This is a genomic window from Chungangia koreensis (genome assembly GCF_042651785.1).
GTDB lineage: Bacteria > Bacillota > Bacilli > Bacillales_A > Planococcaceae > Chungangia > Chungangia koreensis.
In genome coordinates, this window is record NZ_JBHSEC010000001.1 from 197,174 (window position 1) to 223,515 (window position 26,342).

Sequence of the window (26,342 nt, forward strand, 5' to 3'; positions counted from 1 at the left end):
TAACATGAATGTTGAGTGCACGCGCTTCCGGGTGAAACCTGGGAAATCAGAGAAAGTGAATGAATGGTTAGCTTTCTTAAATGAACATATGGAGGATGTACTTGTGACTCTTGAGGGAGAGAAGATGTATGTCGAGACGATCTTCCGTGAAGTGTTAGACGGTGAGGAATATTTGTACTGGTATTCTGTGCAAGGTACAGGAGGAGTAGAAGTCGAACAATCCGCGCACTGGATTGACAAAAAGCATTTAGAATACTGGGATGAATGTATTGATGAATCATTTAAGCCTGTCGATCTCCGAACAGAGGTCGTCATGATTCCGGCTAAGGTACGAAATAGCATGACTTGAAGTTCAAAAAACTGCGTGTCTGATAAAAGAGAACACGCAGTTTTTCATTACATTTCTTCTAATACACCTTTTACCAATTGCACGAATTTCGTGCGGACTTGTGCGGCAACTTCTAATACCTCATAGTGATTAAGCGGTTGGTCTAAGATTCCGCATGCCATGTTTGTTAGGCAGGAGATGCCAAGCACGTTCATGCCGCCGTGTTTCGCAATGATTGCTTCCGGTACAGTGGACATGCCGACTGCGTCAGCGCCCAAGACCCGGATCATGCGGATTTCGGCAGGTGTTTCATAAGTCGGGCCACTCCACCAAGCGTAGACGCCCTGTTGCAGCTTCATGTCCATGCCTTCCGCGACTTTGAGTGCAGTGTTGCGAAGGTCTTTGCTGTACGTTTCCGAAAGGTCTTGGAAGCGGGTGCCGAGTTCGTCGTTGTTCGGTCCGATGAGCGGATTTGCACCGGCCAAGTTGATGTGATCAGTAATGAGCATCAAATCGCCAGGAGCGAAATCGGTGTTCACTGCACCACACGCATTCGTAATGAGCAGGTTCTCAATGCCGAGTGCCTTCATGACACGTACAGGGAACGTCACTTCATCCAACGTGAACCCCTCATAGTAATGGAAGCGTCCCTTCATCGCCGCCACCGTTTTGCCGTTCAATTCCCCGATGACGAGTTCGTTAGCATGGCCGATTGCACCTGATTTCGCAAAATGCGGGATTTCAGTGTATGGAATATGGACTGCGTCTTGAATGTCATCTGCCAACGAGCCTAAACCGGAACCTAAAATAAGTCCGACTACCGGTCTGTGTTCTGTTTTACTTTGAATGAAATCTCTCGCTTCATTGATGTCTTTGATGTTATGCATCTTTCATTCCTCCTCAAGTTCTCCTTGAGTAAGTGTAGAGGATATGATAGCTGGTTGTAAAATGTTTCAGTCCAATTTTGTTTTGTTAAAGTCTTCGTGGATTAACCCGTAAATATAGTGATCGACAAAGTGGTCATAAATCCATTCAGCCTGACGGACACAGCCTTCTTTTTGGAAGCAGAGACGTTCCGGGATCGCCGCACTTTTCTCGTTACCTGTCGCGACTCGGATTTCAACCCGGTTCAGCTTTAGGTCATTGAAGCAATAGTCCACCACTGCTTGGCAGGCGCCTGTCATAAGACCCTTTCCTGTGAAAGCATCCCCAAGCCAATAACCGATTGTCGTCGACTTGTTCTGCCAGTTGATGTTGTGTAGACCGATGACTCCTGCCAACTCTCCTTTGTAGAAGATTCCTGCTTGGAATCCATTGTTGGCTGCCCATTGTTTCATCGTCCCTTCGATGAAGGCTTGCGAATCCTTGACGTTTTTGTTGAAATCGACCCAAGGGAGCCATTCGCGCAGATGCTCTCTTGAGTTGTCAATCAGTTGAAACATGTCATCGGCATATCTCATTTCCAATAATCGAAGCTCTGTGTCTTCATTGATCTTATGTATAAACATATTACTTCCTCCTTTAGTAAAACGTTTGAATCATCCGGTCCCATAACGGTCTGATCGTCTGTGGATCGGCTGCTTCCGTGAAGGCCCATTCATCCAATTCTTTGAGCAGAACGACAATCAGTCGGGCAGCTTCACCGTGTCCGGAAGGGGTCATATGCTCAAAAATGCTTCGTACTTTCTTCATCACTTCAATTGGAAGGGAAGTTTCCAATGCCTTCAATCCAAGCTGTGCTCGGCTGGGATTGTAACGGTGCAGCAAGACTCTGGCCAAGTGGGTTGTTACATGATGGAGCATATTCACGGACCAAACATCATTTCCTCGATCTGCGGACTTTTTGTACTGGAATAAAAACCAAGCCACATACTCGATGGCGTCCTGGAATTCCGGACCGGAGAGTTTCAAATTTTGTGTACCTTCAAACTTCTGCAACCGATTTTCCGGATCGTTGAGGACTTTCATATAATCCTTATTGATGTACGTTTTCTCCGTAACGGTAAACAGGTCGACGTGGACAAGGTTTTCGTAAACGGCAATGATTTGTGGGGCTACGATGAAAATATCTTCATGAAATAAGAATTCCCCGTACTCCTTTAAATGCCGCAGCCGATCTTTTAAAAACTCGTCAACATCTGTTTCGTCGACCAAACAGTACAAGTCAATGTCAGAATACTCATCCTCTTCGCCCCGGCCGAATGAACCTTTCAGGAAAATTGCCCGTACCCTCTCATCCGTCTTTAAACTTTCCGTAATCTTTACAATCGCTTCATTTAACATCTTCAATCACCCAATCGAAAAAAGGATATTACGCCATTTTAGTTGATTGGTAGAAAATTCGCAATAGGGGAAAGGGAATGTCAATTTTAAAATAGAATACAATGAGGGTAGGACTGGGACGAAACCTAAGAGTAAACGACTGAAAAACAGAGAGGTGCTAAATGAAGAAGACATGCTTGCTTCTACTGTTCTTACTGTTGGCAGGATGTTCGCAAATGGAAGGGGTGGATGTGTTAAAAGTCGATCGTGTGAAACAAGTAATGATGTATGAAGTGAATGATTCGTGGAATCAAATCGATGATTCACATATTACCTTTACGGATCAGGTAGTTGTGGACGATTTCGTGAAAGCCCTACACAAATTAGTACGTTTACCGGGCGTAGTGGATATAGCGGCGCCGGATTATTTGATCGACCTGAATGGAGAACAATTCTATCTTTGGATAGACGAAAATGGGGGATCGATCATGGATCCGGAAGACACAAATACCTTGTACAGACTTGAAGAAGCCTCTGTAAAAGAAATCTATGAACGTTTGAAAGTGGAGGTTGATCCAAAGAAAAATATTTCGAGTGAGTCAGTGCTGAAATCCTTGGCGAAGCAAGGACTGGAGTTGAAAGAAGCAGGGGACAATCCCGATGGTACTTTCGGTATGAAACTGAACGGAGAGCGCTCCGATTATTATCAGTTAGATGGGCAGCCCGTATATATTTACAATTTTTACTCCGCTATTGAGCGCCAGAGGGGTTTGGAGAATTGGCATGAGAAGACAGCGAGTGCTAATTTAGAATCGTATCAAGTGTTCGAGATTGAAAATATCCTCATCTTTCACGTTTATGAAATAGAGATGGATGCTGATATTCACGCGAAGTTTTTGGAAGGGTTGAAGTTTTTAGGTACTAAATTTAAATGAAATGAATCGTTCGATCCGCTATCATTTCCAAAAAAGGAGGGAACACAATGCGGAAAGTAGAAGTGGTTGCCTTTCAATCTAAGTGGCACACCCTATTCGAAGAAGAAGCAGAAAGATTAAGGGGAGTTTTGAAAAATGAAATAGTGGAGATTCACCATATTGGCAGTACTTCTGTCCACGGCCTGAAGGCAAAGCCCATTATTGATATGATGCCTGTCGTACACGATCTTTCAAGAATCGATGCCTACAACGATCTTATGCAGAAGTTAGGGTATGAACCTAAGGGAGAGAATGGCTTGGCTGGCAGGAGGTACTTCCAAAAGGGTGGACACCACCGTACGCATCACGTACATATTTACGAAAAAGGCAGTCCGGAGATTAACCGTCATTTGGCCTTTCGCGACTATTTACGTTCACATCCGGATGAGCGGGAAGTATATGGTGATCTTAAAGAGAAGCTGGCAAGGGAATTTCCGTATGATATTGACTCCTACATAAACGGCAAGGACGAAGTAGTTAAAGAGATTGAACGAAAGGCATTGGCATGGTACAAAAATTGGTGATTGAAAGGCTGAAAAAGCTTGAAAGAACAGAAATCATAGTGAGGAAATCTGTTCTTTCGTTAGCTTAATCTCGCGTTGCGGTTCGGCTGATGGCTTGCCGAATAAATAGCCTTGAAATAGCTCATAGCCTAATCCCTTTAGCCATTCAAAGTCTTCCATTGTTTCGATTCCTTCCGCTAAAGGGATGGAGCCGATTTCCAATGATTTTCTTAAGAAAGAAGCTGCGACGGACTGTTTTGTCGGGTCCGTGGAGACTCCCTGTACATACTTCATATCCAATTTCATGAAATGAGGCCGTATGTCTTCTAACATTTCAATGGTGCTGAAACCTTCTCCAACATCATCCAACGCATATTGAAACCCTCGTTCATTATAATAGGCGAGGATAGATTTAAGATGATCGATGTCGTCCACTTGATCTGACTCCACCACTTCAAATACGAACTGTGACGGATCGATTCCGAGCTTTTTAGCGAGCATCACGGTAGAGCGAAGACAAAATTCAGGTGAATAGATGGAAGTGGGAATGAAATTTATAAATACTTTCTTGCCCAATACCGCTGCATATTCTACCGCTGTCAGTCGGCAAATACGATCCAGCGCATACAATCTCCCCCGAGTTCTTGCTGCATCGAAGATTTCATTGGGATAAATGACCGAGCCGTCTTCCCGTTGGAAACGGGACAGAATTTCATACGCAAAAATCTCCCCATCTCGATTGACGATTGGCTGTGAATGGCTCACGATCAATTTCTTTTGGATGACTTCGTCAATCCATTGCTTATCCAACAGATGTGTAATAGTAGAAAATGGTTTCCACTCACTTTTTTCAAATCTATAGTCAATATGTTCAATCTCCATATAATCCTGGCTGAAATCGAGAAGTTCCTTTACGCCCGATTCCGTCATGGTCATGATTCCTTCCGTCTCTTCAAACCAAAAATCCCTGCGGTTCAAATGATTTCTTACATCATCTAACATCTGCTGATTTTGCGGTCCTTCAAATTTAATATCGACAGACAGTTCTTGTACAATGCAACTTTGACATGGCATATCAAAATCCCCCTCATCCTCTAATAGCGAATACCTCTTCTAACGTTTGCACCACTTCTATGTGCTTTGGCAAATTGTCTTTCGTATAGTCAATGGCTCCTGGACCGCCTAAGAAAAAATTGATTGATCTGTTTCGTGCGGCAAAATGATCTAATTGATCCAATACGGTTGGATTTTGTTCAAAAGGAATTGTTGTTAAAGCCGATAAAAGGACAATTCGCGGTTTAAACTTCTCAATCAGCGCTTCAATAGAACCGATGGCGGGTGAACTTCCAATCAGGAAGGATTTCCAACCCTTCATCATCGCTTGCAGCAATAAGATTTGGACTTGTACCTCATGCAGTTCTCCAGGCAGGCATGCACCCATTAACAAGGGAGCATCTTCACGATAAGGGTAATTTCTTCTGATCTGAACTAAATAATCACGGACAACCATTGAGGAAACCGATTCCTGATACTCCGTCCACTCTTTTTTCTCCCATCTGTCGCCTACTTCCTTAAGAAACGGGAGAATTAGATCGGATAAAAAATTTGACAATCCTAATGTGTGGTGTGCCTGTTTTAAGATGCGGTTAAGCTCCAATTCATCGCAATGGGTTCCTTTTTCGATCAGCTGCAGAAAATAATCACTGATCTCAGGGTCCTTGAAAGAATATGTTACTTCTTGCGGTTCTTTGGTATGGACGATTACGGCGGCTTGACTGACCGGATATCCCGACTCTGTTAGTTTCCGCACTTTTAGAAAGGCCTGTACATCTGTTTCATTATAAATACGCCTCCCATTTTCCAGTCTTTCAGGCTGGACCAATTGATAACGCTCTTCCCATTTCCTGATCACCTGTTTAGACAATCCTGTTATTTCGGAGACTTGGGAGATGCTGTACATTTCATGTTTGTTCATGATGTCCTGTATTCCTCCTTCCTTCATAAGATCCATTTTATCTGAATTAATTTATACAGAAGTTATACAAAATTCCTTTAGAATTCGTATTTTATTCAAATATAGCATATTTTTGTCTAATTATATAGTAAAAAAGTTTGACATCAAAAGTCCTACGTTATACAGTGGTTGTACAAAAAGAAAGCCGATGGAGGACGAATCATGATTGCCCAAGCAAATATAAGTACACAAGTTTTGGATCCGAACGCAGTTTTAGGTGCGGTGGAAAGGAACTTGGCTTTAATCGAATTTAATCTTAATCGCAAAGTGATCTGGGTAAATGAAAACTTTTCAAAAACGTTAGGTTATGAAGCTCATGAAATGATCGGTATGGATCATCAACAATTTTGCACCACTGAATATAGACAAAGTCAGGGATACATAAATCTATGGAAGAACTTAAGGGCAGGTATTAAATATCAGGAAAAAATCTATCGGGTGAATAAAAACGGAGACTTGTTGTGCCTTGAAGCAACATACATTCCAATAGTGGATGATACGGACAGGGCGACGGGTGTGTTGAAGATTGCAACCGACATCACCGATCGAGAAATGAAAACATCGGAGTTCATCACTAAATTGAAGGATATTCCGGAAGAACTGGTTAAGCGAGTGTCTGCTAATCTATCGGAGAATGTGCAAGCCCTTGAGTCATTACAAAAACAGACACAGCTGATCGGAGAAATTTCAAAGCTGATACAGTCAATTTCCAATCAAACGAATATGTTAGCGATTAACGCCGCGATCGAAGCTGCAAGAGCCGGCGAGCATGGCAGAGGGTTTAATGTAGTGGCACAAGAGGTTCGTAAACTTTCGTTGAATGTTAATGAATCGATTAAAAAAGTGAATGACAATGTAAAGAGTATTTCAGATGAAGTCGCTCATATTAATGGAATAACTGAAAACCTGAAAACTGTGATTACCGATACGGAAACAAAATTTGATCGGGTGCTCCAGGACTTTACTGCAATCAGTTGACTATTTTTTCACAATGAAACCCGGGACTCTATATGAGAACCCCGGGCTTTTTCGAATAGCAATACCACGAATTTAAAAATTCGGTTGTCCGTTTTCTGCCTTTTTGGATGAGCTCATTTTTCATTTCCTCATTTAAGTCAAATTGGATGGAATTATAGTCCTCTACGGGAATAAAGATAATATCACGTTCAAATTTGCGCGATATGTAGCGCTCATCATGTGCATCCTTCATCGTGGCGAAGAGAGCTTCAAAAAGTTGAAGACCATTATCGATCTCTCGCATCTTCTTTTCACTTGTACTTCTACTAAGCTTTAAACCTAATACAGGTCGTTCTCGCTTTCCTTCTTCATCGTCAAAAATCCATAAGGGGAAATTGCTTAACACGCCACCGTCTACGACAATGTTCCGGCCATTCCGGGTTTTCATTTTTACAGGCTCAAAAAAGAACGGGATGCCGCAGCTCATTCGAATGGCGCGAAAGACCGGGAATCGTTCAGGGTAAATACCATACTCGGGAAGGTCATCGGGAAAAATCAGCATCTTGCCGTTAGATAAGTCGGAAGCCACAATTTTCAACGAATCTTCTGGTAGGTCTCCGAATGAATAGATGTTTTTGGCCGCCAGCTTATCGAAAAGCCATTGTTCCAATACTTTCCCTTGATACAGTCCCATTTTGAAGTACAAGTTCAGCCATTTTGTGAAAGGGAGCGGTAGTACGGCCTTACGGGGATCTAAAAAGGTTTTTAAGTTAATTTCATCAAGCATGGCTTCTATTTCTTTCGCTGTATAGCCAGCTGCGATAAATGCCGCAACAATAGAACCGGCACTTGTACCGGCTACGCGGTTAAACCTGATTCCATTCTCTTCAAGTACTTGATAAGCCCCTAAGAGTGCGAATCCCTTTAAGCCTCCTCCGGAAAAAACGCCATCTATATACATACGTTTTCACTCCTTTCTACACTGTAAGAAGGAAAGGCAAGAAATAGAACACGTATGGCCGTATTTTCAAAAAGGGTATAACTGGAGGAAGGAGGGGTTCAGATGAAACCAAACATGAAAAAGTCGGAGCTGAAAACGAAGGAAGATATATGGAACGCCGTTATCGCCGTGTTAAGCGATACAGATTATCCGTCCGAAAATGACGTGGCGAATGAGGCATTTCTGTTGTTTAACTATTATTCCGATATGGAGAATGGAGGACATGAAAATCTCTTCAATTACAATGCTGAGACCATCGATATTATCGGGATTGAGAAGTTTCTCACCCAATTGACGGCTGCACTTCGGAATATGAATGCAGATGAGTACGCTGCTATTCTCGATCGCTATGGGGCAGACATGTATCAGATGTTTTTAGGATTAGAGGATGGACAAGTGAAAGAAGCTGAATATTACACTGTGTTTGAACAAGCTGATGATGCATATCAAGATTTAGGCGGGAAGATTAATGAGTTGTTAGAAGATTATTTTGTAAAAATTCATGGAGATTTGATTGATGTGGAATAAAAAAATCTATGCGTGTGGTATAGATGTCCTTGATTGACCATGATCGATATAAATAGTTTCTACTAAAGAGTTGACCTAATAGACTTCCTTTCCGGCGACATAAGATATAGAAGATTGCCGGAAAGGAGGGATATAATGTCCACTTCACGAAACTCATCGATGTCTACTTGCGAGCATCTTGCACAAATCATAGGAGGAGATGTGATCACGTCAAGCCCCGTATGTGTCGTCCGGCGGCTAAGGGAGGATCTTCAGCCAACCATTTTAGGCCGACCTACACAATCTCCGCTCGCTCTTCCGTTTGCACTTTCTTTCGAAGACCCGCGGAACGGGGAGACGTTGAACTTAGGAGAAACGGTACTTCTTCAAAGTGAAGCAAACCGTATGATGTCAGCTCTAAGGAAACGCGGACTGATTGTAACAGCTTTACACAACCACTGGCTATTTGATCAGCCACGTTTGATGTATATGCATTGGGAAAATGTCGGAAATCCATTCGACTTCGCAGAAGACAGTATCGAAGCAGCAAGGGAAGCAGATCTATTTGACGACTGCTAAAGGTGAGGGGGGACCCTGTGAAAACAGGGTTCTTTCTTTTGTTTTAAACATGTTAAAATCTCCCTATTACAGAATTATTTCAATTTCATAGATTCAAGGTTTTAAGAGAGTCAAGGGTTTCGAAGTTTTCTGTGACATCTGTAACATTCCTGTAAATTTCCTTCCAAATATTAATATAACTATAAAGCTTTTATTCTATTAGGATAAAACTACAGTACATAACAGGAGGAAATCTACATGATTAAGAAAATGAAAAAAGTAGTCATCTCTACAGCAGTTGCAGCTTCTTTACTAATTCCAATGTCCGCTATGGCGGCTAGTTCCTATACAGTTGTCCCTGGTGACACACTTTGGAAAATTGCAGTGAAAACTCAAACTGGAACAATGGAGCTAATCAAATCTAATCCGCAGTTGGAAAATCCGAACTTGATCTACCCAGGTCAAAAGATTAATGTTCCAACAGACGAAGCAGCAACAGTTGAGCAAGAAGTCATCCGCCTGGTGAACGTTGAACGTTCCAAAGCCGGACTGCCAGCGTTGAAGGAAGACTGGGAACTTTCTCGAGTTGCTGAACATAAATCCATGGACATGCAAAAACGCAATTACTTCAGCCACACAAGCCCTACATACGGTTCACCATTCGACATGATGAAGAGCTATGGCATAACATACCGCTCTGCAGGTGAAAACATCGCCCGCGGACAACGTTCTGCTGAAGAAGTGGTCGATGCGTGGATGAACAGTTCAGGTCACCGTGCAAACATCCTGAACAGCAAGTTTACACATATTGGTGTTGGGTATGTATCCAACGGTAACTACTGGACACAAATGTTCATTAGTAAATAATAAGAAGCTGTTACAACCACAAACAGGCATCCATTCATAAATAGCCGAATGGATGCCTGTTTTTTATGATAATTATTTGGATTGAAAAGTTACGGTCTACACCTACTGCATACTTAATAAAATCTGAATAATAACCCATATGATCAAGACTATAAATGCTAAAGCAACAAAATATCCCGAAACAAACCCTTGCGTAGCTCGTACATGGATTCTTTCATTACATCGGCCAAGTTTAAAAGAAATCGCATCACGTAACCCCCCTACGATTTAAAGTAAGTTTCTTTAGTTTGATTTTACCATTATTATACTTTTATTCAAATGAAAAGAATGAATATTTAATCAATTTATATAATCTAACTGATTGCGAGGCAGTTGTCTGGATATTTGTGATGTGTTTTAAAATTATCCACAAGGTAGTCGACAATTAGAGTACAGTTCCATCTAAACTAACTATAGTTTTTTGATGGTGAATTGATCACGTAGGAGAGCCCAGTTTTGGGGATACGGGTAACCGAGTGCCCAATAGCTGATTCCTCGTAAATTGAATTCTTTAGTTAGATTGAACTTTGCCTGTGCACTCCTTACATCTTCGAACCAAACTTCGTGACGGCGCCCCTGTTCATCGGTGTAGCGGTAGAAAGGGGACTGGGCGGTCTCGTCATATTGAATAGATGCTCCGTATTGCCATGCTCGGTTTCTTGCTTCCAACGGGCTGAACGTTTCAGCTTCTTGGCCTTGTTCGTGTGGGATTAGCCAATCACGTGCATAAATTTGAAAACCTAAAAAGATTTTATTCCGTGGCATGACAGATACGGCATACTCGACGACTTGCCGCATCTTATCCACCGGTGATATGGCTTGTGGCGGACCAAGCCTATATCCCCATTCGTATGTCATGAGGACGACGAAATCCACGATTTTGCCGTGTGCTTCGTAATCATGCGCTTCATACAGTAGACCGCCTTGAGTTGCACTTGTCTTCGGAGCTAAAGCAGTTGATACAAAGTAGTTTAGGGGATGAAGGCGATCAACCGCTGATTGAAGAAAAGCATTATAATTTTCCCTATCCTCCGGCAGTACATTTTCGAAGTCAACGTTCAATCCGCGATAACCTTTTTCCTTCATGATCTGGATAATATTCGTGATGATCTTTTCCCGCAGTTGTAAATTGGATAAAAAGATATGCGCTACATTCGAACCGGCTTCTGTCGCCGAAAAATTTGTGATCGCCATCATCGGTAAGGCGCCATGCGCTACAGCGGCCGCAATCGTCTCCGTATCCTCTACAGTAGGTTCCAACTCACCCTTCTCATTCACCTTATAACCGAATGGACTGACATATGTTAATAGCTCGCCGACTTCATTAACAGACTGAACGGCTTCATCCTGTGGTTGATACGTATAGGCATTCACTTCAATTTCCGGTCGTTGTCGAGGAATGGTGAGCCTCATACCAGTGCGAATTTTATTGGGATCTCCAATTTGATTTGCCTGAGCAATCGCCTGAATAGATGTTCCATATAAATTGCTGATTTTAGACAACGTTTCTCCAGCTTGAACGATATGTACATTCGGTAGTGGAATATACAATGCCTCTCCGACTACTAACTGATTTGGATTCTTAAGTCCATTAGTCTCAACAATTTCATTGAGATTTGCTTCATATCGACTGGCTATTCTCCATAACGTATCCCCGGGACTCACAACATGTATAGCCAACAATTCACCTCCTGATTGTATTACTTATTGAGATAAGTATATGAAGTCGAAGAAGAAAAAAGCATTTTTAATGATGACTTCAAAAGGCGATTCATTTCAAAAGGTGGACTTTTTTGGAATGGAAAAGAAAATTCGGCACATTCTACTTCCACAAGGAGGTGACTACGATGCCAAACAATAACAGCAACAAGCTTCTTGTACCAGGAGTTAAACAAGCAATTGATCAAATGAAGGAAGAAATCGCTCGTGAATTTAACGTTCAGCTTGGCGGCGATGCACCTTCACGTGCTAACGGTTCTGTTGGCGGTGAAATCACGAAACGCTTAATCGCTCAAGCTCAACAGCAACGCAACTTCCAAGCGGAAGAATAATGGAACATTTCCATTAGGTTAACCAAAAAATGCAACAAGAAATGAGATAATATTTCCAATAAAAAAAGGTGAATGAAAAAAACAGAACCGCACATTCTAAGAGCCCAAGGAGGTGAAACAACCATGGCAAACAACAACAGCAACCAACTTCTTGTACCAGGAGCACAACAAGCTCTTAACCAAATGAAAGAGGAAATCGCTCGTGAATTTGGTGTACAACTTGGAGGAGAAGCTACATCGCGTGCTAACGGATCCGTTGGCGGAGAAATCACTAAGCGTTTAGTAGCTCAAGCCCAACAACAAATGAACCAAGGTTTCTAATTTAAAATCAAAAGGCCGGTGGCAGAAATGCCGCCGGTCTTTTCCTTTTTGTAAACTCCAGATCTGGTTCCGCGCAATATGCTCCTGTTCGCGCGCAATATTGATGCCGAAATGCGCAATATGAACAGGGGACATCCGCAATATACCGGCAAAGAACCTCAATACTATATTTAACGATACATACAGCGGACATCCTTGCTAGCTGATTCTACTCAACTAAAGCGTCTTTAGAATGTGGATTACCACCAAGATTAATTCATTGAAAGTTTCTTGCAATTCAGGTTATGGTACTTGAAGACCAAGAACAATAGAGTAGGAGGATGGAAATGAGTCGCGTAGCCGCTAAATCAAACAAACTTTCCAATTTTATAGGTGGACAATGGATCGAATCATCGACAGACCAATACTTAGATGTTCCGAATCCCGCTACAGGCGAGTTGCTTGCAGAAGTGCCGATTTCCACTTCAGAGGATTTGGAGAAGGCAGTAGAGGCAGCTAAACAAGCTTTCTCTTCATGGAAGAAGGTTGCCGTTCCTCAAAGGGCGAGGATTTTATTTAAATACCAACAACTGCTGATTGATCATTGGGATGAATTAGCGAAACTTATCACGATCGAGAATGGAAAAAACTATAGTGAAGCATACGGCGAGGTTCAACGGGGGATTGAGTGTGTGGAATTTGCTGCAGGAGTGCCAACATTAATGATGGGCTCTCAGCTTCCGGACATTGCGACGAATATCGAGTCAGGGATGTATCGTTATCCTCTTGGTGTTGTCGGAGGGATTACGCCTTTCAATTTCCCGATGATGGTGCCGTGCTGGATGTTCCCGCTTGCCATAGCAACTGGCAATACATTCATCTTAAAGCCTTCGGAGCGGACCCCACTTTTAGCAAACCGTTTGGCGGAGTTATTGACAGAAGCAGGACTTCCTGATGGTGTGTTCAATATTGTGCATGGAGCACACGACATAGTAAATGGTATTTTGGAGCACCCGGAAATTCCTGCAGTTTCATTTGTTGGCTCACAGCCGGTCGCGGAATACGTATATAAGACTGGTACTGCGAACGGAAAAAGAGTTCAAGCTCTTGCTGGAGCAAAGAACCATACAATTGTCATGCCGGATGCGGATATGGACCTGACCGTTACGAATATTATAAATGCTGCATTCGGTTCGGCAGGTGAACGATGCATGGCTTGTGCTGTTGTAGTTGCGGTTGGCGATATTGGAGATGAACTTGTAAATAGATTGGTTGAAGAGGCAAATAACCTCACAATCGGTAATGGTTTAGAGGAAGGAGTCTTCTTAGGACCGGTCATCCGTGATGCTCATCGGGATCGTACACTACAATATATCGAGTCAGGGATTGAAGAGGGAGCTGCTTTAGTCCGTGATGGCCGTAATGATCAATCCTCTTCTGAAGGAGGCTACTTCGTAGGACCAACGATCTTCGACCATGTCACACAGGAAATGAAGATTTGGAAAGAAGAAATTTTTGCACCAGTGCTCTCGATTGTCAGAGTCAATACATTGGATGAGGCCATTCAATACGCAAACAAATCGGAATTTGCGAATGGGGCTTGTCTGTTTACGGATAGCGCAAAGGCCATCCGTCACTTTAGAGAAGAGATAGATGCAGGAATGCTTGGCGTCAATTTGGGCGTACCTGCACCGATGGCATTTTTCCCGTTCTCCGGTTATAAGAAATCTTTCTATGGTGATCTACACGCAAATGGTCGTGACGGAATCGAGTTTTATACGCGGAAGAAAATGCTGACGGCTCGTCATTCTTATTAAATATTGAAGTCTTTTGTTAAACGAAAGACCGGTGGCTAATCCATAGTCGCCGGTTTTTGTTTTTCATTTGCGATAATAAAGGATTTCTATCTATCCGCCTCGAAAAGAAATAATAGTGTTAGGAAGAAAGGTGATTTACATGTTAAAAAAACCAAAAATGCTTCAACCAGGAGATAAGGTGGCAACTGTCAGTCTTTCCTGGGGCGGAGCGGGTGAGCCGTCCATCAGATGGCGTTATGATTTAGGAGTGAAAAGGCTGCAAGAGGTGTTCGGATTAGAAGTGGTACCGATGCCGAACAGCTTGATGGGATCCGATTTTGTTTATGAAAACCCTGAAGCGCGTGCTGAAGATTTGATGGAGGCATTCCGTGACCCGTCGATTAAAGCGATTATCTCAAATATTGGTGGGAGCGAGAGCATCCGGTTGTTGCCTTATATTGATTTTGATGTAATCCGCGAGAATCCAAAAATCTTTATGGGTTATTCCGATGCCACGATATCGCATTTGTTCTGTTTAAAAGCTGGCCTTTCATCATTTTACGGTCCAGCAATCATTACAGAGTTTGCAGAGAATGGTGAGATGCACGGGTATACGGTTGGGTCGATTAAACGAACACTGATGTCCTCCGAACTGATCGGGGAAATCCAACCTTCACCTGAATGGACAAGTGAAATGGTTCCATGGGAAAACGGCTACACGGAAGAAAAGCGGAAGATGCATCCGGATCGCGGTTTTGAATTGCTTGCAGGAAGTGGGAAGGTTCAAGGTCACTTGATGGGTGGTTGTATTGAAGTGTTGGAGTTTGCGAAGGGCACAGAGATCTGGCCGAAACAGGAGCTATGGGATGGGGCCATTCTCTTCTTTGAAACATCCGAGGATCAACCGCATCCTGACCTAATCGTCTATTGGTTGCGAAACTATGCGGCCCAAGGGATTTTGCAAAAAGCAGCGGGTATGATTCTTGCTAAACCTAAAGACGAAAAGTATTACGAGGAATACAAAGATTCAATTTTGACCGTACTGAAAGAATACAAATTAGAGTCCTTGCCTGTTTTATATAATTTAGGTTTCGGTCATACCGATCCAAAATTCATTGTGCCATATGGTGCGTTGGCAGAAATCGATTGTGAACGGAAAGCATTTTCGATAATAGATAACGGGGTGGAAGCATGAACCGGCTGAATTTAATTACGTTAGGCGTCCAAAATATAGTGGAGTCCATCAATTTCTATCGTGCTTTGGGATTTGACATGACCATTTACGGAGACATGGAAAACCCCGACGTCGCATTCTTTAAGAATAAAGGGACGAAAATCTCCCTCTATCCGATTGATGAGTTGAGGAAAGATGTCAATGCGGAGAACCCGCCCGCAACTGGTCAAGGGTTTCCGGGCATCACGCTCGCATATAACGGAAAATCGAAAGAAGAAGTAGATGAAGTCTTCAAATTAGCCGAACTGGCAGGAGCTATCATTGCAAAGAAACCTGAAATCGTCTCGTGGGGAGGCTATAGCGGCTACTTCATTGATCCAAACGGCTATTATTGGGAAGTTGCATACGGTGAAATGTGGCAGTTCGATGAGAATGACATGCTAATTGTTGAATGAAAAAACGGGATGGCACTGTTCCATCCCGTTTTGCCTTATTGCATTTGGCTTAGGCGTTGGTCTACCGCTTCCATAACACCATCAAGGGACATGCCCTTCATCCCGATTACAGGGAAGTTAAATTCATCATTATGGCCTTCGTTGATAGCGCGGACGATTCCTAAATCATAGCCAGTTACGTTTTCGTTCGTATCGAACAATTTCACTTCATGGCCTTTTCCTTGCAATGCAACCGCTATATCTTCAAAAGGCTGTTCAACTGCGATTTTTGCCATTTTTCTCTCCTCCTTCAACGATTACTATCCCCAATTTTATAAGGAATATGAATTTTTTATAATGTGAGTGATTACTCACTTTTCTTGTCATATAATAGAAATGAGTAATCACTCACAAAGAAAAGGAGTGGGATGTATGGATCAAAAAGTAAATGTCTCCATTCAACATGTTAGTAAAAGCTTTAAGAACCATGAAGTACTGAAGAATATTAGTTTGGATGTATTTGTAGGTGAGATATTCGGATTGTTGGGACCTTCGGGTTCAGGAAAGACGACATTAGTGAAACAATTGACAGGCTTGGATTCCCCGACTTCGGGGGAGTGTTATTTATTCCAGCATAAGATGCCAAATTTGAAGCTCATTCGTCGGATCGGCTATATGGCGCAATCTGATGCACTCTACGAAGATTTAACTGCGATGGAAAATCTTCAATTTTTCTCTTCCTTGTATGGCTTGAAAAAGAGCCAGAAGCAACGGATAGAAGAGGTCTCAAAAATCGTCAACCTGTCTGAGGATTTAAGGAAATTGGTTTCGAACTATTCTGGTGGAATGAAAAGAAGACTGTCGTTAGCCATTGCGCTTTTGCATGACCCGGATATTCTCATACTGGACGAACCGACTGTCGGAATTGACCCGGTTTTGAGAAAAAGCATTTGGAAGTCATTTTACGAACTGAAGAAGAGAGGAAAAACGCTCATCGTCACGACGCATGTCATGGACGAAGCAGAAAAATGTGACAGGCTCGGACTAATCAGGGAGGGTCGATTAATTGCTGTGGGTGCTCCTGAAGAATTGAAGAAGGAAACAGGCACGAAGACGATTGAAGACGCGTTCCTAAAGTATGGAGGTGTGGAAGCATGAGAGTGCTGGCATTGGGAAAGCGCATTTTAAGGCAAATCATTCGGGATAAGCGGACGTTGGGACTGTTGATCATGGCACCGATTTTAGTATTGACGATGCTTTACTTAGTGTTCGAGGGAGAGGATTATATCCCGAAAGTAGGACTTGTCGATGTCCCGACCGGAAAAATGGAACTCAATGGAGCGGAAATCACTAACTATGACAGTGAAAAAGATGCGGCAAATGACTTGGTGAATCGGGATATTGACGCTTATATAGCCCTTGAGAGCCAAACACCTAAAATCGTTTTGGAAGGAAGCGATCCAGCAGTTTCAGGAACTGTGATGAAGTGGTTCCAGTCAACTCTACCCGTAGCTCACATAAATGATGCACTAAAACCGGAAATCGAATATCTGCATGGCTCCGAAGATATGGGGAGCTTCGATTACTTCGGACCTGTCTTATTAGGGTTTTTCGTCTTTTTCTTTGTTTTCCTAATTGCTGGTGTATCTTTTTTAAGAGAGCGGACAAAAGGGACATTGGAAAGACTGATGGCCAGTCCGATTCGAAAATGGGAAATCGTTTTGGGCTACATTTTAGGGTTTGGACTCTTTACGATGATCCAAGCGACTGTAATAGCGGCTTATGCTGTTTATGTTTTAGATATGTTAATGGAAGGTTCCTTTTTCAGCTTGCTGATCATTATTTTATTGCTTTCATTAACAGCTTTGACACTCGGGACGCTCTTGTCCTCGTTCGCAAATAATGAGCTGCAAATGATTCAGTTCATTCCACTCGTGGTTGTTCCACAAATATTCTTTTCGGGATTATTCAACTTGGAGACGATTTCGGAATGGATTAGCTGGATCGGACCGTTTACGCCGTTGTATTATGCAGCAGATGCATTACGGGACGTGATGGTAAGAGGTTACGGGTTTAATGAAATACAACTGAACCTCCTGGTACTATTCGGATTTTCTTTGCTTTTTTTCTTCCTAAATACGCTTGTCCTAAGGAAATACCGAAAAATTTAAGTAGGAGGGCTTTTTAGAATGTCGAAGAATGATGAACTAATTGCAGAATTGATGAACGGTTCGGAGAAAATGACGGACCGGCAAAAAAATATCGTGGTAGCAGCCGTGGAAATGTTCGCTGAAAAGGGGTATTCTGGAACATCGACAAAAGAGATTGCGCAGAAGGCTGGCGTGGCAGAAGGAACGATTTTCAGGCATTATAAAACGAAAAAAGACTTACTGCTTGCGATTGTCACCCCGACGATGATTAAACTATTGGCACCGGTCATCATAAAAGATTTAAATAAAGTACTGAATAAGGAATTTGAGAATTTTGAGGATTTTATACGTGAGATGGTCGCAAACCGGGCAGAATTCCTGAACAAAAATGGACCGACCGTGAGGGTCCTCATTCAAGAAATCCCTTTCCATCCTGAACTGAAGGAACAATTCATCAAGCATATTGGGGAAGAAGTGTATGCCCGCTACTTGCAAATTGTCAAACACTACCAGGATAAGGGTGAAATAATTGAAATGGAGCCTGCAAGCGTCGTGCGCTTTACTGCATCTGTCCTGCTCGGTTACTTTGCTGCAAAGCATGTCATCTCACCGGCGGGGTGGAATGATGAATTAGAATTGAACAACACGATTACGATGTTGAAAGCGGCGTTGGATCCTAAGAAATAAAACAGTGTTCTTGAAACATTAAACGTTGTATCATACTCATGATAAGGAATATGCCCAAGGGAGGGAAAAGGATGGAGAAAGTATGGATATGCTGCGGACTTTGTGGTGTTAAATGAGGATATTTTGACAATTGATCCCAATCAGATTGGTGATATTTTAGTAGAAGAAACCTATATGGCTGGCGAGTCGGTTTACCGCCGAAAAATCGAAAGCCTGTTATAAATAACTGACCCTAAACGGTGTACTCAACGTAGCCGTTTAGGGTTTTTTGTGGTTGTATTTGTGGATGGTTGGAAAGTTTTTGAGTTTGGTTGGAAAGTTTGATGGAATGGTTGGAAAGTTTTGAGGTTGGTTGAAAAGTTTGATGGAATGGTTGGAAAGTTGCTGACATATTCGGGATCTTATATCGTAAAGAGCCAATCATATTAATGAAACAAGACTTCTCATACTGTATTTAATCCAGAATCGTTTACAATGGGTGATGGTCCACCTTTTAACATAAACGGACTTAAAGTAATCCATACTACCCTTTGAGGTGAAAGTAATGATTAAACTATTAACGCATAATGACTTGGACGGAGTGAGCTGCGGAATTTTGGCTAAAATTGCGTTCGGTAAGGAAGTTCATGTCCGATATAATTCTGTCTCCGGTCTCGACCGGGAAGTTGCATGGTTTCTGGAAAATGACAAAGATAAAATGCTCTATATTACTGATTTATCGGTCAATGAAGAGAATGAAAAGAACTTAGAGGAATTCTATCAATCGGGCGGGAAAGTCCAACTGATTGATCATCATAAGTCTGCCCTTCATTTTAACGAATATGAGTGGGCAAGCATCACGGTAGAGGAAGAGGAAGACAAGTTAGCGTCGGCAACATCTCTTTTCTATGAACATTTAGTTCGAAATGGTCATCTCCAACCGTCAGATGCGATGGCGGAATATGTTGAACTTGTTAGGCAATACGATACGTGGGAATGGGAACGGAACGAAAACTGGGCAGCACAGCGGCTGAATGCCTTGTTCTTCTTAGTTTCCATTGATGAGTTTGAAGAGAAAATGATTGAGCGTCTAACAGGCAGTGAACATTTCCAATTCGATGAATTCGAAAAGAAGATACTGGATATGGAAGAGGATAAAATTGAACGGTATATCCGAAGAAAACGTCGGGAAATCGTTCAAGCTGAAGTGGATGGCCTGTTTGCTGGAATCGTCTATGCAGAGTCGTATCATTCCGAATTGGGTAACGAACTTGGAAAGGAATATCCGCATCTCGACTACATTGCGATCTTAATGATGGGCAGCAAGCGAATCAGCTTTAGAACGATCCATGATGATGTGGATGTGTCCGAAGTAGCGGGACATTTTGGTGGCGGTGGCCATGCGAAGGCATCTGGCTGTTCCATGACAGAAGAAGCGTATAAGAAATTCGTTACCGGGACGTTCCACTTAGAACAGTTGCATGAGGATTCCAAACGAAATCGTTTCAATGTGAAGGAATCTTCCTTCGGTTCACTCTATACGAATAGAGATGATGACCGTTTCTTCATATCCTCTGCAAAAGGGGAATGGCGCATTAAGCAAAATGATCGCGTAATGAATAAGATCTTTCATTCCTTTGCTGAAGCAGAAAAGTTCATAAAACGAAATCACGAAGCATGGCTGGTCCGTGATGAGATATTTGTTCAATACTTAATGGAGTTAGTGAAGTCAGAAGGATAAGGCCAGGTTTGCCCTGGTCTTTTTATTCATGAATAGGTTTGAATCCGAAATGATGAAGATATATATGAAGTAAGGAGGGGAAGATTGTGAAGTTGATCGATGAACTAGCTGAAGTGTTATTGATGACCGATCGGGAATTTGAACAATATCTAAATAAGGACACTGGAGAGATCTTTTTTAAGACGGATGATGAAGATGAAGAAATGGATGATCGTCTTGCTCTAATTCCACAAATCTCTTCGCCTGAAGCGTTCGACTTAATGGTGAGCTTCGCGAATGAACAGTCAGAAGACCATGCCTTCGTACTAAAAGATATATTGAATCAGCCACGCCCATTTGCGAAGTTTAAAGATAAAGTATATGAACTTGGTATTCAAAACGAATGGTTCGCATTCGAAGACGGATACGCAAAGCAACGGATGCTGGATTGGCTTTTTGAAATTGGGGTATCCACGAATATAAGAGAGAATCTTGAAGGGGGACATTGAATTGCAAAATGAGTATGGATTGACATTGCCCGATGAGTTGGAAGGAATGGTCGTTTTAGATACATACATGAATTCAGAAGCCAGCGATGTGGGTGTCTTGGTGATGGGACAAAATATGAATCCAGTGTCTAATCATCCAGTAATTCGGATTTACCTGCTTTTGAAAGAATATGATGCTGTCTACGTTCATCAAGAATTGGAGTCGTTCACGTTTGAAAGTTATGGATCTGCTCTAACTTTCCTCCAGAAACTGCCGAAGATGTCGGCGCTTGAATTGCTGATTATGATGAAGGCGCAGAAGGTTTAAACGTTAGACAATTATTTATGGATAGAAACTCTCGTTCCAATCGGAACCTTTGCGGCCAATTCTAATACATGATGATTATACATTCTTATACAGCCATGAGAGACATGTTTACCGATGGAGGCTGGGTTATTCGTTCCATGGATCCCGTAATGAGGCTTTGATAATCCCATCCAAATCACTCCGAATGGTCCACCGGGATTCCATTGTTTATTGACCACTTTGTATGTTCCATTAGGTGTTGGGGTCAACATTTTGCCGACTCCAATCGGGTATGTTTTTATAAGCCTTCTACCATCAAACAGCCTTAACTTGTGTTTCGATATTGAAACGTCAATCCATCTCACCAATAAGAATCCACTTCCACTTCTTTTGAATTTGAAGAGTACGAAAGATGGGCAAGGTTGAAGGAATTCTGAATTTCAAATATAAAGAACTTCCTCCTAATTAGTCTATGCAGCAAAAGACAGTAGAGGTTCAAAATTTAAACGACCTGAAGCAACTTTTAGCTTCAGGTCGTTATGTGTTTAAACAAATGCACTATAGGTTCTGGAAAAACGTTTTAATGACGTCAGCACCGCCGATGAAAGTCCCGATGGAACCACCGATATTAGCGAGTACGATTACGAGTAGTACGCGTGTAACTTTATTGTCCCAAAAACCTTTTACTGTAAAGACATCTTCGGATAAGGTCTCGAAGTCCCTGACACTTGGGCGTCGCATATAAGCTTGAACTGCCCCAGAGAACCAGCCGACTGCGAGTAAAGGATGGAGGGCAGTCAAAGGAGCGGCGACGAATGAAGTGAGCACTGCCAGTGGATGCCCAAGGGCAGCAATTGTTCCGACTGCAGCGAGAGAACCTGTCCATAGGAACCAGCTAATGGTTTGTTGGAGACCAGCTTCCGGATTGGCTAAGAATGTATACACAATCAGTCCGACGATTAAAAGCGGAATCAGCCAACCGACCACTTTTGGCCATTTAGGCTTTGGCGGCAATGCGGTAAGCTTCTTTAAATCATGTTCTTTGTAAATCTCTTGAGTAATTCCCGGAATATGGGCAGCACCTAAAACAGCGACAATCTTCTTCCCAGGAGCTTTGCGAATCTTTTGCGCTAAGTATTGGTCGCGTTCGTCAATCAGTGGCTGCTTCAGCTTTGGAAAGGACTCTGTGAATTCAGCAAGGACGGAATTGAGCATGTCCTTCGATTTCATCTGTTCCATTTCCTCTTCACTGATTTCTTCCTTGCTGAAGATACTCATGAATACAGATGTCAATAACTGTGACTTGCCCATGAATCCCAAGTTGCCCCAAATACGGGAAAACGTTGTTTGGATATTCCGGTCGGCAAGCACCAACTTTGCTCCAATCTCTTTTGCGGACTTAATGCCTTGGATCATTTCCTGGCCGGGTTGAATATCGAACTGCTTGGCCATCCGGTTCTGGAAGGAGGAAATCGCCAAGTTCATCAACAGCAACGAAGCTTTTTTCTCTTTGATCACTTTAAAGATGTCCGTTTCTTTCCATTTATTTCCTTCAGTAATAGCTTTATAACGTTGCTCATCCAGCTCGATACAAACCGTATCCGGCTGTTCGGCTTCAATGATGGATTTAACCTGCTCGGCGCTTTGTCTTGAAACGTGGGCGGTCCCAATCAGGATGAATTCCTTATCTTCTATCGTAAGTCTTGTGATATTCTCTTCAGACATAAGCGACTTCCTTTATCTATATAGTTTCTTATATTTAATAATGAGCCATTAGATGGTAGATTTCAACTGCCGGATTGAAGAAAATATAAGCACGCGGAGCATATTCGGAACATACCCTACTAAAAAGGTTAGTAGGAGGTTTGTGGAGTTATGCGGGCTCCGTTTTTAAAGGGTTCTTCGCCGCGTTCCTCGTGGCATCTGTTTGAACTCATCGGTCTTGTGTTGGTGTTCTTGTCCCTGCTGATTCTATTATTTGCCCCGCAGTCCCTTTCAAGTTTTTTCAATACGGTCATAGCAGAAGTGAAGCCGGTTGTAGTGGATATATTCCTGACGAGCGAGGTCGGGATGGCGATAATCATTAGTGTGATTTTCGGTCGGCTGCTGGAGCGGCTTGGGTTTACAGACGGTCTCATCCGCGTGTTTGTACCCATTATGAAATGGTTCAAGATCAACCCCTCAGTAATTGTCCCAAGCGTCTACAATATTTTAGGTGATATAAATGCTGCTGGAAAAATTTCTGGTCCTATATTAGTTAAGGCGAACGCGACGAAAGCGGAACAAAAGATTGCAGTTGCGACCATGATTCAGTCTCCGCAATCATTCGCTACGTTAGTGCTGGGGCTCATAGCCTTATCGGTTTTTGGCATTAACGCTTTCCCTCTAATTCTTTTCTCAATTTTCATACCGATAATTATCGTGCCGTTCATTCTCTCAAGAACGATTTATAGGGATACCCGGAAGGTCGACCTTAATGAGTTGCCTCGATTCACACCTCAAACGCGATTCATGAATACCATTTTCGGTTCAGCAAGAGAAGGTGTTGAATTATTATTCCTGATCATTATTCCTGCAGTAGCCGCAGTCTTTTTCTTCATCGGTGCACTTAAGTTCTTTGGGTTATGGAGTGGAATTGAAGGTGTGCTAACTTCGTTTTTAACGGTGCTAAGTATAGAGCCCTCAACGGGAATCATTTCAATTTTAGCTGCACCGACATTAGCGGTTGCCCAATTGGCTGATGTAGCAGCAACAATCGACCCAAGACTAATTGTCGGTTCCTTTGTTTTAGCAAACTCGGGACTTCCGTTGTCTGTTATCTTTGGACAGATTCCAGTAACCTGGGCAGAATCATCTGATTTGAGTGAGCGGGAGGCATTAGTAGCTGCGGTGATCGGAATGCTGATCCGGATTTTCACTGCCTGTATCCTTGCGTACTTCTTGACTCCATTCCTGGTGTGATGGGTATGATCTTAATCCATGCAAAGAAAATTGTGACAGTAGGCGAGAAGGGTACCATCCATGATGGTGCCCTCATCGTTGAAGGCAAGAGCATTAAAGACATAGGACAGTATGGTGAAATGAGGAGCAAATACCCTACTATCGAAGAAATTGATAACAGTGAATACGTAATCACTCCATCTTTGATAGATTGCCACACGCATCTACTTGAGTACGCACCGACTTCACTCTATCCAGTAACTCCGGAGACCCATTTCCATGCCGGAAGAATCCTCTTATTTAAAGCGTTAGCTTCCGGAATTACAACATTAGGTGAACAGGTTTGCGGACATCCAATGTGTGATTTTACAATGATGGACTATCGGAAAGCGGTAAGAGATTTGCCTATAGATGTTTCATTTGCCGCGACCAGCATATCCATAGGCCTTCCTGAATTAGCTCATTTCACTTCCGTTACTGGTCGTCGTAAAGTCGAAAAAGATGAATTATCTAACTTGGAGATTATTGAACAAATTGCCGTAAATAGCGACTACCCTGGTGAAAATATCTTCATGAATGCCACACCGGCTAATTTTGAGGCGAAAGAAGTGCCGCGCGCGGGGGAACTTATTTACACGGAATTAGAGCTGAAGAAAATAGTAGGACTCTATAGTCGCCTCGGCAAGAGAATCGGTGCCCATGTCGCTGGTGAGGAAGGAATCCAGCTTGCTCTGGATACAGGAATCGATGTTATTCACCATGCACATGGGATTTCAGATCAACAGATCATGTCCGCCTCTGCGAAGGGGATTCCGATAATTGCTACTCCTATAGGAGGAACGCATCTCCGGCCGAATTCACCCGAAGAGATACTGAAGTTAGTCAAGAATGGAATCGCTGTTTCTGTTTCAACCGATTCCTACTTGCCTCCGCATCATGAGGCGACATGGCTTTTAACCAAAAGGACATTATATGGACCAAACCACTTGATGGAAATTGCCCAACCGTCTATGAAACTCCTTGCAAGAGAAGGTTTTGATGAAAATGAGATTTTGGCAGTTTTGACAGCGAATCCGGCTTCACTTTTAGGGAAGGACCGAATTGGAAGACTGGAAATTGGAATGGATGCTGATTTCCTTGTCGCACTTGGCGTACCCGGACTTGAAATTGTTGCGCCGGAGCACATTAAAATGGTTTATTTTAAAGGAAAACGAGTTATAAATCGAGTTTAAAAAAGAACCGATTCAACATGCCGGTTCTTTTTTCATACACAAGTGCGGATTATTTGGGATAGTAACGATTCAGTTCAAGTAATAATAAATCCTTATGGTTCCTAAATTTACTACTCTCAAGTGAAAAAGGTATAATGTTATAGATAAATAACTTGGAAGTGTTCCGGAAAATAGGGGGACAGAAATGGACTTTGACAAAAAGTTATATGAATTTTTGAAGGACAAGACTTGGCAGTTGACAGAAGAGTGGTATGCTACACTCGACAAACGTAATACAGGTGGGGTTTACGCAATGGAAGACCCCGAAGCTATACAAAGGATGAAAGAACAAAATCATGAATTCTACAAACGGTTAAATCGGTTATTCGTGGAAGATCGGGATACTTTCTTAGAGGATTTTGAAGAATGGGTGGTCGAGGTAGCAACAGACGAAAATCATATCCGTACACCTCTTCATTTTATCCTAAGAGAATTCTTCCGAGTGCAAAGTCAATACGTAAATTTGATCCATCAGTTTTCAGAAGTGCATAAAGGTGAAATTAGTCAGGAGAAAATTGAAAGCTGGTATCAAGAAGTTATTAATGCGGTCGGTAAAATTATCGAATGGTTTACAGCTGAACATTATACTTATGCACAAAAAATACTTAATGCCCAGCGGGAAATGATTAATGAATTGAGCTCACCGGTCATTTCGTTGGATAAGAACCGTGCTTTGCTTCCGCTAGTGGGGGATATTGATACAGCAAGGGCGAATTATTTGTTAGAAAACACTTTGCTTCAATGTTCAGAGAAAAAGGTCAGTTGCTTGTATATCGATCTTTCCGGAGTAGTAATCGTCGACACGATGGTAGCTCAACAGCTTTTCAGATTAGTTGAAGCACTACGGTTATTAGGAATTAAGAGTGTGATTTCTGGGATTCGGCCTGAGATAGCTCAAACTGCCATCCAACTCGGCATTCAATTTAATGACATGACAACGGTGTCTAATTTAGAACAAGCCCTCAACTTAGACTTGGATTGAAATGTTTGCTCCCTTATTGGGGGCTTTTCTTTTGTCTATAAATGGTCAGCAGGA

32 protein-coding genes are annotated in these 26,342 nt (G+C 42.4%); 22 read left to right on the forward strand and 10 right to left on the reverse strand.

Features of this window, described 5'->3' with window-relative positions:
* The first annotated feature begins 4 nt into the window (after positions 1 to 4).
* On the forward strand, positions 5 to 349 hold the full coding sequence (locus ACFOZY_RS01235) for a DUF6176 family protein (protein ID WP_378151397.1): 345 nt from the start codon (positions 5 to 7) through the stop codon (positions 347 to 349).
* Positions 350 to 396: 47 nt separating this feature from the next.
* Here ACFOZY_RS01235 and ACFOZY_RS01240 read toward each other — a convergent pair whose 3' ends face one another.
* From ACFOZY_RS01240 to ACFOZY_RS01250, 3 genes are all read right to left on the reverse strand, one after another.
* Complete coding sequence (locus ACFOZY_RS01240) at positions 397 to 1,215, reverse strand: purine-nucleoside phosphorylase (RefSeq protein ID WP_378151399.1); 819 nt, start codon at positions 1,213 to 1,215, stop codon at positions 397 to 399.
* A gap of 66 nt (positions 1,216 to 1,281) precedes the next feature.
* A complete protein-coding gene (locus ACFOZY_RS01245) occupies positions 1,282 to 1,836 on the reverse strand; it encodes a GNAT family N-acetyltransferase (RefSeq protein ID WP_378151401.1) in 555 nt (184 codons plus the stop codon).
* A 13-nt stretch (positions 1,837 to 1,849) separates the two neighbouring features.
* Positions 1,850 to 2,611, reverse strand: coding sequence for a nucleotidyltransferase domain-containing protein (locus ACFOZY_RS01250; protein WP_378151403.1), 762 nt, complete (start codon positions 2,609 to 2,611; stop codon positions 1,850 to 1,852).
* Between the two features lie 161 nt (positions 2,612 to 2,772).
* On the opposite strand from ACFOZY_RS01250, the gene ACFOZY_RS01255 reads away from it, so the two are divergent.
* Positions 2,773 to 3,525: a YhfM domain-containing protein gene (locus ACFOZY_RS01255; RefSeq protein WP_378151405.1), complete on the forward strand. Its 753-nt coding sequence runs from the start codon at positions 2,773 to 2,775 to the stop codon at positions 3,523 to 3,525.
* A gap of 47 nt (positions 3,526 to 3,572) precedes the next feature.
* A complete protein-coding gene (locus tag ACFOZY_RS01260) occupies positions 3,573 to 4,088 on the forward strand; it encodes a GrpB family protein (protein ID WP_378151407.1) in 516 nt (171 codons plus the stop codon).
* A 33-nt stretch (positions 4,089 to 4,121) separates the two neighbouring features.
* Here ACFOZY_RS01260 and ACFOZY_RS01265 read toward each other — a convergent pair whose 3' ends face one another.
* Entirely contained in the window at positions 4,122 to 5,141 is a 1,020-nt protein-coding gene (locus ACFOZY_RS01265; RefSeq protein WP_378151410.1) for an EAL domain-containing protein, read from the reverse strand.
* 13 nt (positions 5,142 to 5,154) lie between these two features.
* Positions 5,155 to 6,042, reverse strand: a complete 888-nt coding sequence (locus tag ACFOZY_RS01270; RefSeq protein ID WP_378151412.1) for a MerR family transcriptional regulator — start codon at positions 6,040 to 6,042, stop codon at positions 5,155 to 5,157.
* 201 nt (positions 6,043 to 6,243) lie between these two features.
* Here ACFOZY_RS01270 and ACFOZY_RS01275 point away from each other — a divergent pair, with 201 nt between their 5' ends.
* The gene (locus ACFOZY_RS01275; protein ID WP_378151414.1) at positions 6,244 to 7,059 is read left to right on the forward strand and encodes a methyl-accepting chemotaxis protein; all 816 of its coding nucleotides are present in this window, start codon (positions 6,244 to 6,246) and stop codon (positions 7,057 to 7,059) included.
* A 28-nt stretch (positions 7,060 to 7,087) separates the two neighbouring features.
* Here ACFOZY_RS01275 and ACFOZY_RS01280 read toward each other — a convergent pair whose 3' ends face one another.
* Complete coding sequence (locus ACFOZY_RS01280; RefSeq protein WP_378151416.1) at positions 7,088 to 7,999, reverse strand: patatin-like phospholipase family protein; 912 nt, start codon at positions 7,997 to 7,999, stop codon at positions 7,088 to 7,090.
* Between the two features lie 102 nt (positions 8,000 to 8,101).
* Between ACFOZY_RS01280 and ACFOZY_RS01285 the strand changes: the two genes are divergently transcribed.
* From ACFOZY_RS01285 to safA, 3 genes are all read left to right on the forward strand, one after another.
* Complete coding sequence (locus tag ACFOZY_RS01285; protein ID WP_378151418.1) at positions 8,102 to 8,566, forward strand: DMP19 family protein; 465 nt, start codon at positions 8,102 to 8,104, stop codon at positions 8,564 to 8,566.
* Positions 8,567 to 8,701: 135 nt separating this feature from the next.
* Positions 8,702 to 9,124 (forward strand): DUF1259 domain-containing protein, encoded by a 423-nt coding sequence (locus ACFOZY_RS01290; RefSeq protein WP_378151420.1) that lies wholly within the window; start codon positions 8,702 to 8,704, stop codon positions 9,122 to 9,124.
* Positions 9,125 to 9,361: 237 nt separating this feature from the next.
* A complete protein-coding gene (safA, locus tag ACFOZY_RS01295) occupies positions 9,362 to 9,970 on the forward strand; it encodes a SafA/ExsA family spore coat assembly protein (RefSeq protein ID WP_378151422.1) in 609 nt (202 codons plus the stop codon).
* 450 nt (positions 9,971 to 10,420) lie between these two features.
* Here safA and ACFOZY_RS01300 read toward each other — a convergent pair whose 3' ends face one another.
* A complete protein-coding gene (locus ACFOZY_RS01300) occupies positions 10,421 to 11,689 on the reverse strand; it encodes a glycoside hydrolase family 18 protein (RefSeq protein WP_378151424.1) in 1,269 nt (422 codons plus the stop codon).
* 167 nt (positions 11,690 to 11,856) lie between these two features.
* Here ACFOZY_RS01300 and ACFOZY_RS01305 point away from each other — a divergent pair, with 167 nt between their 5' ends.
* The 5 genes from ACFOZY_RS01305 to ACFOZY_RS01325 all read left to right on the forward strand — a co-directional run bounded on the left by ACFOZY_RS01305 (position 11,857) and on the right by ACFOZY_RS01325 (position 15,785).
* Complete coding sequence (locus ACFOZY_RS01305) at positions 11,857 to 12,060, forward strand: small, acid-soluble spore protein, alpha/beta type (RefSeq protein ID WP_378151426.1); 204 nt, start codon at positions 11,857 to 11,859, stop codon at positions 12,058 to 12,060.
* A gap of 123 nt (positions 12,061 to 12,183) precedes the next feature.
* Positions 12,184 to 12,381 carry a small, acid-soluble spore protein, alpha/beta type gene (locus tag ACFOZY_RS01310; RefSeq protein ID WP_378151428.1) on the forward strand — a complete coding sequence of 66 codons (198 nt, stop codon included), beginning with the start codon at positions 12,184 to 12,186 and terminating at the stop codon, positions 12,379 to 12,381.
* Positions 12,382 to 12,707: 326 nt separating this feature from the next.
* The gene (locus ACFOZY_RS01315) at positions 12,708 to 14,177 is read left to right on the forward strand and encodes a CoA-acylating methylmalonate-semialdehyde dehydrogenase (protein ID WP_378151430.1); all 1,470 of its coding nucleotides are present in this window, start codon (positions 12,708 to 12,710) and stop codon (positions 14,175 to 14,177) included.
* Positions 14,178 to 14,316: 139 nt separating this feature from the next.
* The gene (locus tag ACFOZY_RS01320) at positions 14,317 to 15,351 is read left to right on the forward strand and encodes a S66 family peptidase (protein ID WP_378151432.1); all 1,035 of its coding nucleotides are present in this window, start codon (positions 14,317 to 14,319) and stop codon (positions 15,349 to 15,351) included.
* Positions 15,348 to 15,785: a VOC family protein gene (locus ACFOZY_RS01325; RefSeq protein WP_378151434.1), complete on the forward strand. Its 438-nt coding sequence runs from the start codon at positions 15,348 to 15,350 to the stop codon at positions 15,783 to 15,785. The genes ACFOZY_RS01320 and ACFOZY_RS01325 overlap by 4 nt, the downstream gene beginning before the upstream one ends.
* A gap of 35 nt (positions 15,786 to 15,820) precedes the next feature.
* On the opposite strand, the gene ACFOZY_RS01330 is transcribed toward ACFOZY_RS01325, so the two are convergent.
* A complete protein-coding gene (locus ACFOZY_RS01330) occupies positions 15,821 to 16,060 on the reverse strand; it encodes a YkuS family protein (RefSeq protein ID WP_378151436.1) in 240 nt (79 codons plus the stop codon).
* A 136-nt stretch (positions 16,061 to 16,196) separates the two neighbouring features.
* Here ACFOZY_RS01330 and ACFOZY_RS01335 point away from each other — a divergent pair, with 136 nt between their 5' ends.
* The 7 genes from ACFOZY_RS01335 to ACFOZY_RS01365 all read left to right on the forward strand — a co-directional run bounded on the left by ACFOZY_RS01335 (position 16,197) and on the right by ACFOZY_RS01365 (position 21,116).
* Positions 16,197 to 16,922 (forward strand): ABC transporter ATP-binding protein, encoded by a 726-nt coding sequence (locus ACFOZY_RS01335; RefSeq protein ID WP_378151438.1) that lies wholly within the window; start codon positions 16,197 to 16,199, stop codon positions 16,920 to 16,922.
* Entirely contained in the window at positions 16,919 to 17,935 is a 1,017-nt protein-coding gene (locus ACFOZY_RS01340) for an ABC transporter permease (protein WP_378151440.1), read from the forward strand. The genes ACFOZY_RS01335 and ACFOZY_RS01340 overlap by 4 nt, the downstream gene beginning before the upstream one ends.
* An 18-nt stretch (positions 17,936 to 17,953) precedes the next feature.
* Positions 17,954 to 18,601 carry a TetR/AcrR family transcriptional regulator gene (locus ACFOZY_RS01345; protein ID WP_378151442.1) on the forward strand — a complete coding sequence of 216 codons (648 nt, stop codon included), beginning with the start codon at positions 17,954 to 17,956 and terminating at the stop codon, positions 18,599 to 18,601.
* A gap of 48 nt (positions 18,602 to 18,649) precedes the next feature.
* Positions 18,650 to 18,823 (forward strand): amidohydrolase family protein, encoded by a 174-nt coding sequence (locus tag ACFOZY_RS01350; RefSeq protein ID WP_378151567.1) that lies wholly within the window; start codon positions 18,650 to 18,652, stop codon positions 18,821 to 18,823.
* A gap of 322 nt (positions 18,824 to 19,145) precedes the next feature.
* Complete coding sequence (locus ACFOZY_RS01355; RefSeq protein ID WP_378151444.1) at positions 19,146 to 20,321, forward strand: DHH family phosphoesterase; 1,176 nt, start codon at positions 19,146 to 19,148, stop codon at positions 20,319 to 20,321.
* A gap of 86 nt (positions 20,322 to 20,407) precedes the next feature.
* Entirely contained in the window at positions 20,408 to 20,809 is a 402-nt protein-coding gene (locus ACFOZY_RS01360) for a UPF0158 family protein (RefSeq protein WP_378151446.1), read from the forward strand.
* 1 nt (position 20,810) lies between these two features.
* Positions 20,811 to 21,116, forward strand: a complete 306-nt coding sequence (locus tag ACFOZY_RS01365; protein WP_378151448.1) for a hypothetical protein — start codon at positions 20,811 to 20,813, stop codon at positions 21,114 to 21,116.
* Positions 21,117 to 21,127: 11 nt separating this feature from the next.
* Here ACFOZY_RS01365 and ACFOZY_RS01370 read toward each other — a convergent pair whose 3' ends face one another.
* Positions 21,128 to 21,460 carry a L,D-transpeptidase gene (locus ACFOZY_RS01370; RefSeq protein WP_378151450.1) on the reverse strand — a complete coding sequence of 111 codons (333 nt, stop codon included), beginning with the start codon at positions 21,458 to 21,460 and terminating at the stop codon, positions 21,128 to 21,130.
* Between the two features lie 193 nt (positions 21,461 to 21,653).
* Positions 21,654 to 22,820, reverse strand: a complete 1,167-nt coding sequence (locus ACFOZY_RS01375; protein WP_378151452.1) for a TraB/GumN family protein — start codon at positions 22,818 to 22,820, stop codon at positions 21,654 to 21,656.
* Between the two features lie 150 nt (positions 22,821 to 22,970).
* Here ACFOZY_RS01375 and ACFOZY_RS01380 point away from each other — a divergent pair, with 150 nt between their 5' ends.
* The 3 genes from ACFOZY_RS01380 (at position 22,971) to ACFOZY_RS01390 (ending at position 26,288) form a co-directional block, all read left to right on the forward strand.
* Complete coding sequence (locus ACFOZY_RS01380) at positions 22,971 to 24,056, forward strand: hypothetical protein (RefSeq protein WP_378151454.1); 1,086 nt, start codon at positions 22,971 to 22,973, stop codon at positions 24,054 to 24,056.
* Positions 24,057 to 24,061: 5 nt separating this feature from the next.
* A complete protein-coding gene (locus ACFOZY_RS01385; RefSeq protein ID WP_378151456.1) occupies positions 24,062 to 25,267 on the forward strand; it encodes an amidohydrolase family protein in 1,206 nt (401 codons plus the stop codon).
* Between the two features lie 184 nt (positions 25,268 to 25,451).
* Positions 25,452 to 26,288, forward strand: a complete 837-nt coding sequence (locus tag ACFOZY_RS01390) for an STAS domain-containing protein (protein ID WP_378151458.1) — start codon at positions 25,452 to 25,454, stop codon at positions 26,286 to 26,288.
* Positions 26,289 to 26,342 lie beyond the last annotated feature (54 nt).

What these genes read in the sequence shown, in the direction of transcription:
- ACFOZY_RS01235 (WP_378151397.1), top strand. Translation starts at nt 5, where the DNA reads ATGAATGTTGAGTGCACGCGCTTCCGGGTGAAACCTGGGAAATCAGAG.
- ACFOZY_RS01240 (WP_378151399.1), bottom strand. Translation starts at nt 1,215, where the DNA reads ATGCATAACATCAAAGACATCAATGAAGCGAGAGATTTCATTCAAAGT.
- ACFOZY_RS01245 (WP_378151401.1), bottom strand. Translation starts at nt 1,836, where the DNA reads ATGTTTATACATAAGATCAATGAAGACACAGAGCTTCGATTATTGGAA.
- ACFOZY_RS01250 (WP_378151403.1), bottom strand. Translation starts at nt 2,611, where the DNA reads ATGTTAAATGAAGCGATTGTAAAGATTACGGAAAGTTTAAAGACGGAT.
- ACFOZY_RS01255 (WP_378151405.1), top strand. Translation starts at nt 2,773, where the DNA reads ATGAAGAAGACATGCTTGCTTCTACTGTTCTTACTGTTGGCAGGATGT.
- ACFOZY_RS01260 (WP_378151407.1), top strand. Translation starts at nt 3,573, where the DNA reads ATGCGGAAAGTAGAAGTGGTTGCCTTTCAATCTAAGTGGCACACCCTA.
- ACFOZY_RS01265 (WP_378151410.1), bottom strand. Translation starts at nt 5,141, where the DNA reads ATGCCATGTCAAAGTTGCATTGTACAAGAACTGTCTGTCGATATTAAA.
- ACFOZY_RS01270 (WP_378151412.1), bottom strand. Translation starts at nt 6,042, where the DNA reads ATGAACAAACATGAAATGTACAGCATCTCCCAAGTCTCCGAAATAACA.
- ACFOZY_RS01275 (WP_378151414.1), top strand. Translation starts at nt 6,244, where the DNA reads ATGATTGCCCAAGCAAATATAAGTACACAAGTTTTGGATCCGAACGCA.
- ACFOZY_RS01280 (WP_378151416.1), bottom strand. Translation starts at nt 7,999, where the DNA reads ATGTATATAGATGGCGTTTTTTCCGGAGGAGGCTTAAAGGGATTCGCA.
- ACFOZY_RS01285 (WP_378151418.1), top strand. Translation starts at nt 8,102, where the DNA reads ATGAAACCAAACATGAAAAAGTCGGAGCTGAAAACGAAGGAAGATATA.
- ACFOZY_RS01290 (WP_378151420.1), top strand. Translation starts at nt 8,702, where the DNA reads ATGTCCACTTCACGAAACTCATCGATGTCTACTTGCGAGCATCTTGCA.
- safA (WP_378151422.1), top strand. Translation starts at nt 9,362, where the DNA reads ATGATTAAGAAAATGAAAAAAGTAGTCATCTCTACAGCAGTTGCAGCT.
- ACFOZY_RS01305 (WP_378151426.1), top strand. Translation starts at nt 11,857, where the DNA reads ATGCCAAACAATAACAGCAACAAGCTTCTTGTACCAGGAGTTAAACAA.
- ACFOZY_RS01310 (WP_378151428.1), top strand. Translation starts at nt 12,184, where the DNA reads ATGGCAAACAACAACAGCAACCAACTTCTTGTACCAGGAGCACAACAA.
- ACFOZY_RS01315 (WP_378151430.1), top strand. Translation starts at nt 12,708, where the DNA reads ATGAGTCGCGTAGCCGCTAAATCAAACAAACTTTCCAATTTTATAGGT.
- ACFOZY_RS01320 (WP_378151432.1), top strand. Translation starts at nt 14,317, where the DNA reads ATGTTAAAAAAACCAAAAATGCTTCAACCAGGAGATAAGGTGGCAACT.
- ACFOZY_RS01325 (WP_378151434.1), top strand. Translation starts at nt 15,348, where the DNA reads ATGAACCGGCTGAATTTAATTACGTTAGGCGTCCAAAATATAGTGGAG.
- ACFOZY_RS01330 (WP_378151436.1), bottom strand. Translation starts at nt 16,060, where the DNA reads ATGGCAAAAATCGCAGTTGAACAGCCTTTTGAAGATATAGCGGTTGCA.
- ACFOZY_RS01335 (WP_378151438.1), top strand. Translation starts at nt 16,197, where the DNA reads ATGGATCAAAAAGTAAATGTCTCCATTCAACATGTTAGTAAAAGCTTT.
- ACFOZY_RS01340 (WP_378151440.1), top strand. Translation starts at nt 16,919, where the DNA reads ATGAGAGTGCTGGCATTGGGAAAGCGCATTTTAAGGCAAATCATTCGG.
- ACFOZY_RS01345 (WP_378151442.1), top strand. Translation starts at nt 17,954, where the DNA reads ATGTCGAAGAATGATGAACTAATTGCAGAATTGATGAACGGTTCGGAG.
- ACFOZY_RS01355 (WP_378151444.1), top strand. Translation starts at nt 19,146, where the DNA reads ATGATTAAACTATTAACGCATAATGACTTGGACGGAGTGAGCTGCGGA.
- ACFOZY_RS01375 (WP_378151452.1), bottom strand. Translation starts at nt 22,820, where the DNA reads ATGTCTGAAGAGAATATCACAAGACTTACGATAGAAGATAAGGAATTC.
- ACFOZY_RS01380 (WP_378151454.1), top strand. Translation starts at nt 22,971, where the DNA reads ATGCGGGCTCCGTTTTTAAAGGGTTCTTCGCCGCGTTCCTCGTGGCAT.
- ACFOZY_RS01385 (WP_378151456.1), top strand. Translation starts at nt 24,062, where the DNA reads ATGATCTTAATCCATGCAAAGAAAATTGTGACAGTAGGCGAGAAGGGT.
- ACFOZY_RS01390 (WP_378151458.1), top strand. Translation starts at nt 25,452, where the DNA reads ATGGACTTTGACAAAAAGTTATATGAATTTTTGAAGGACAAGACTTGG.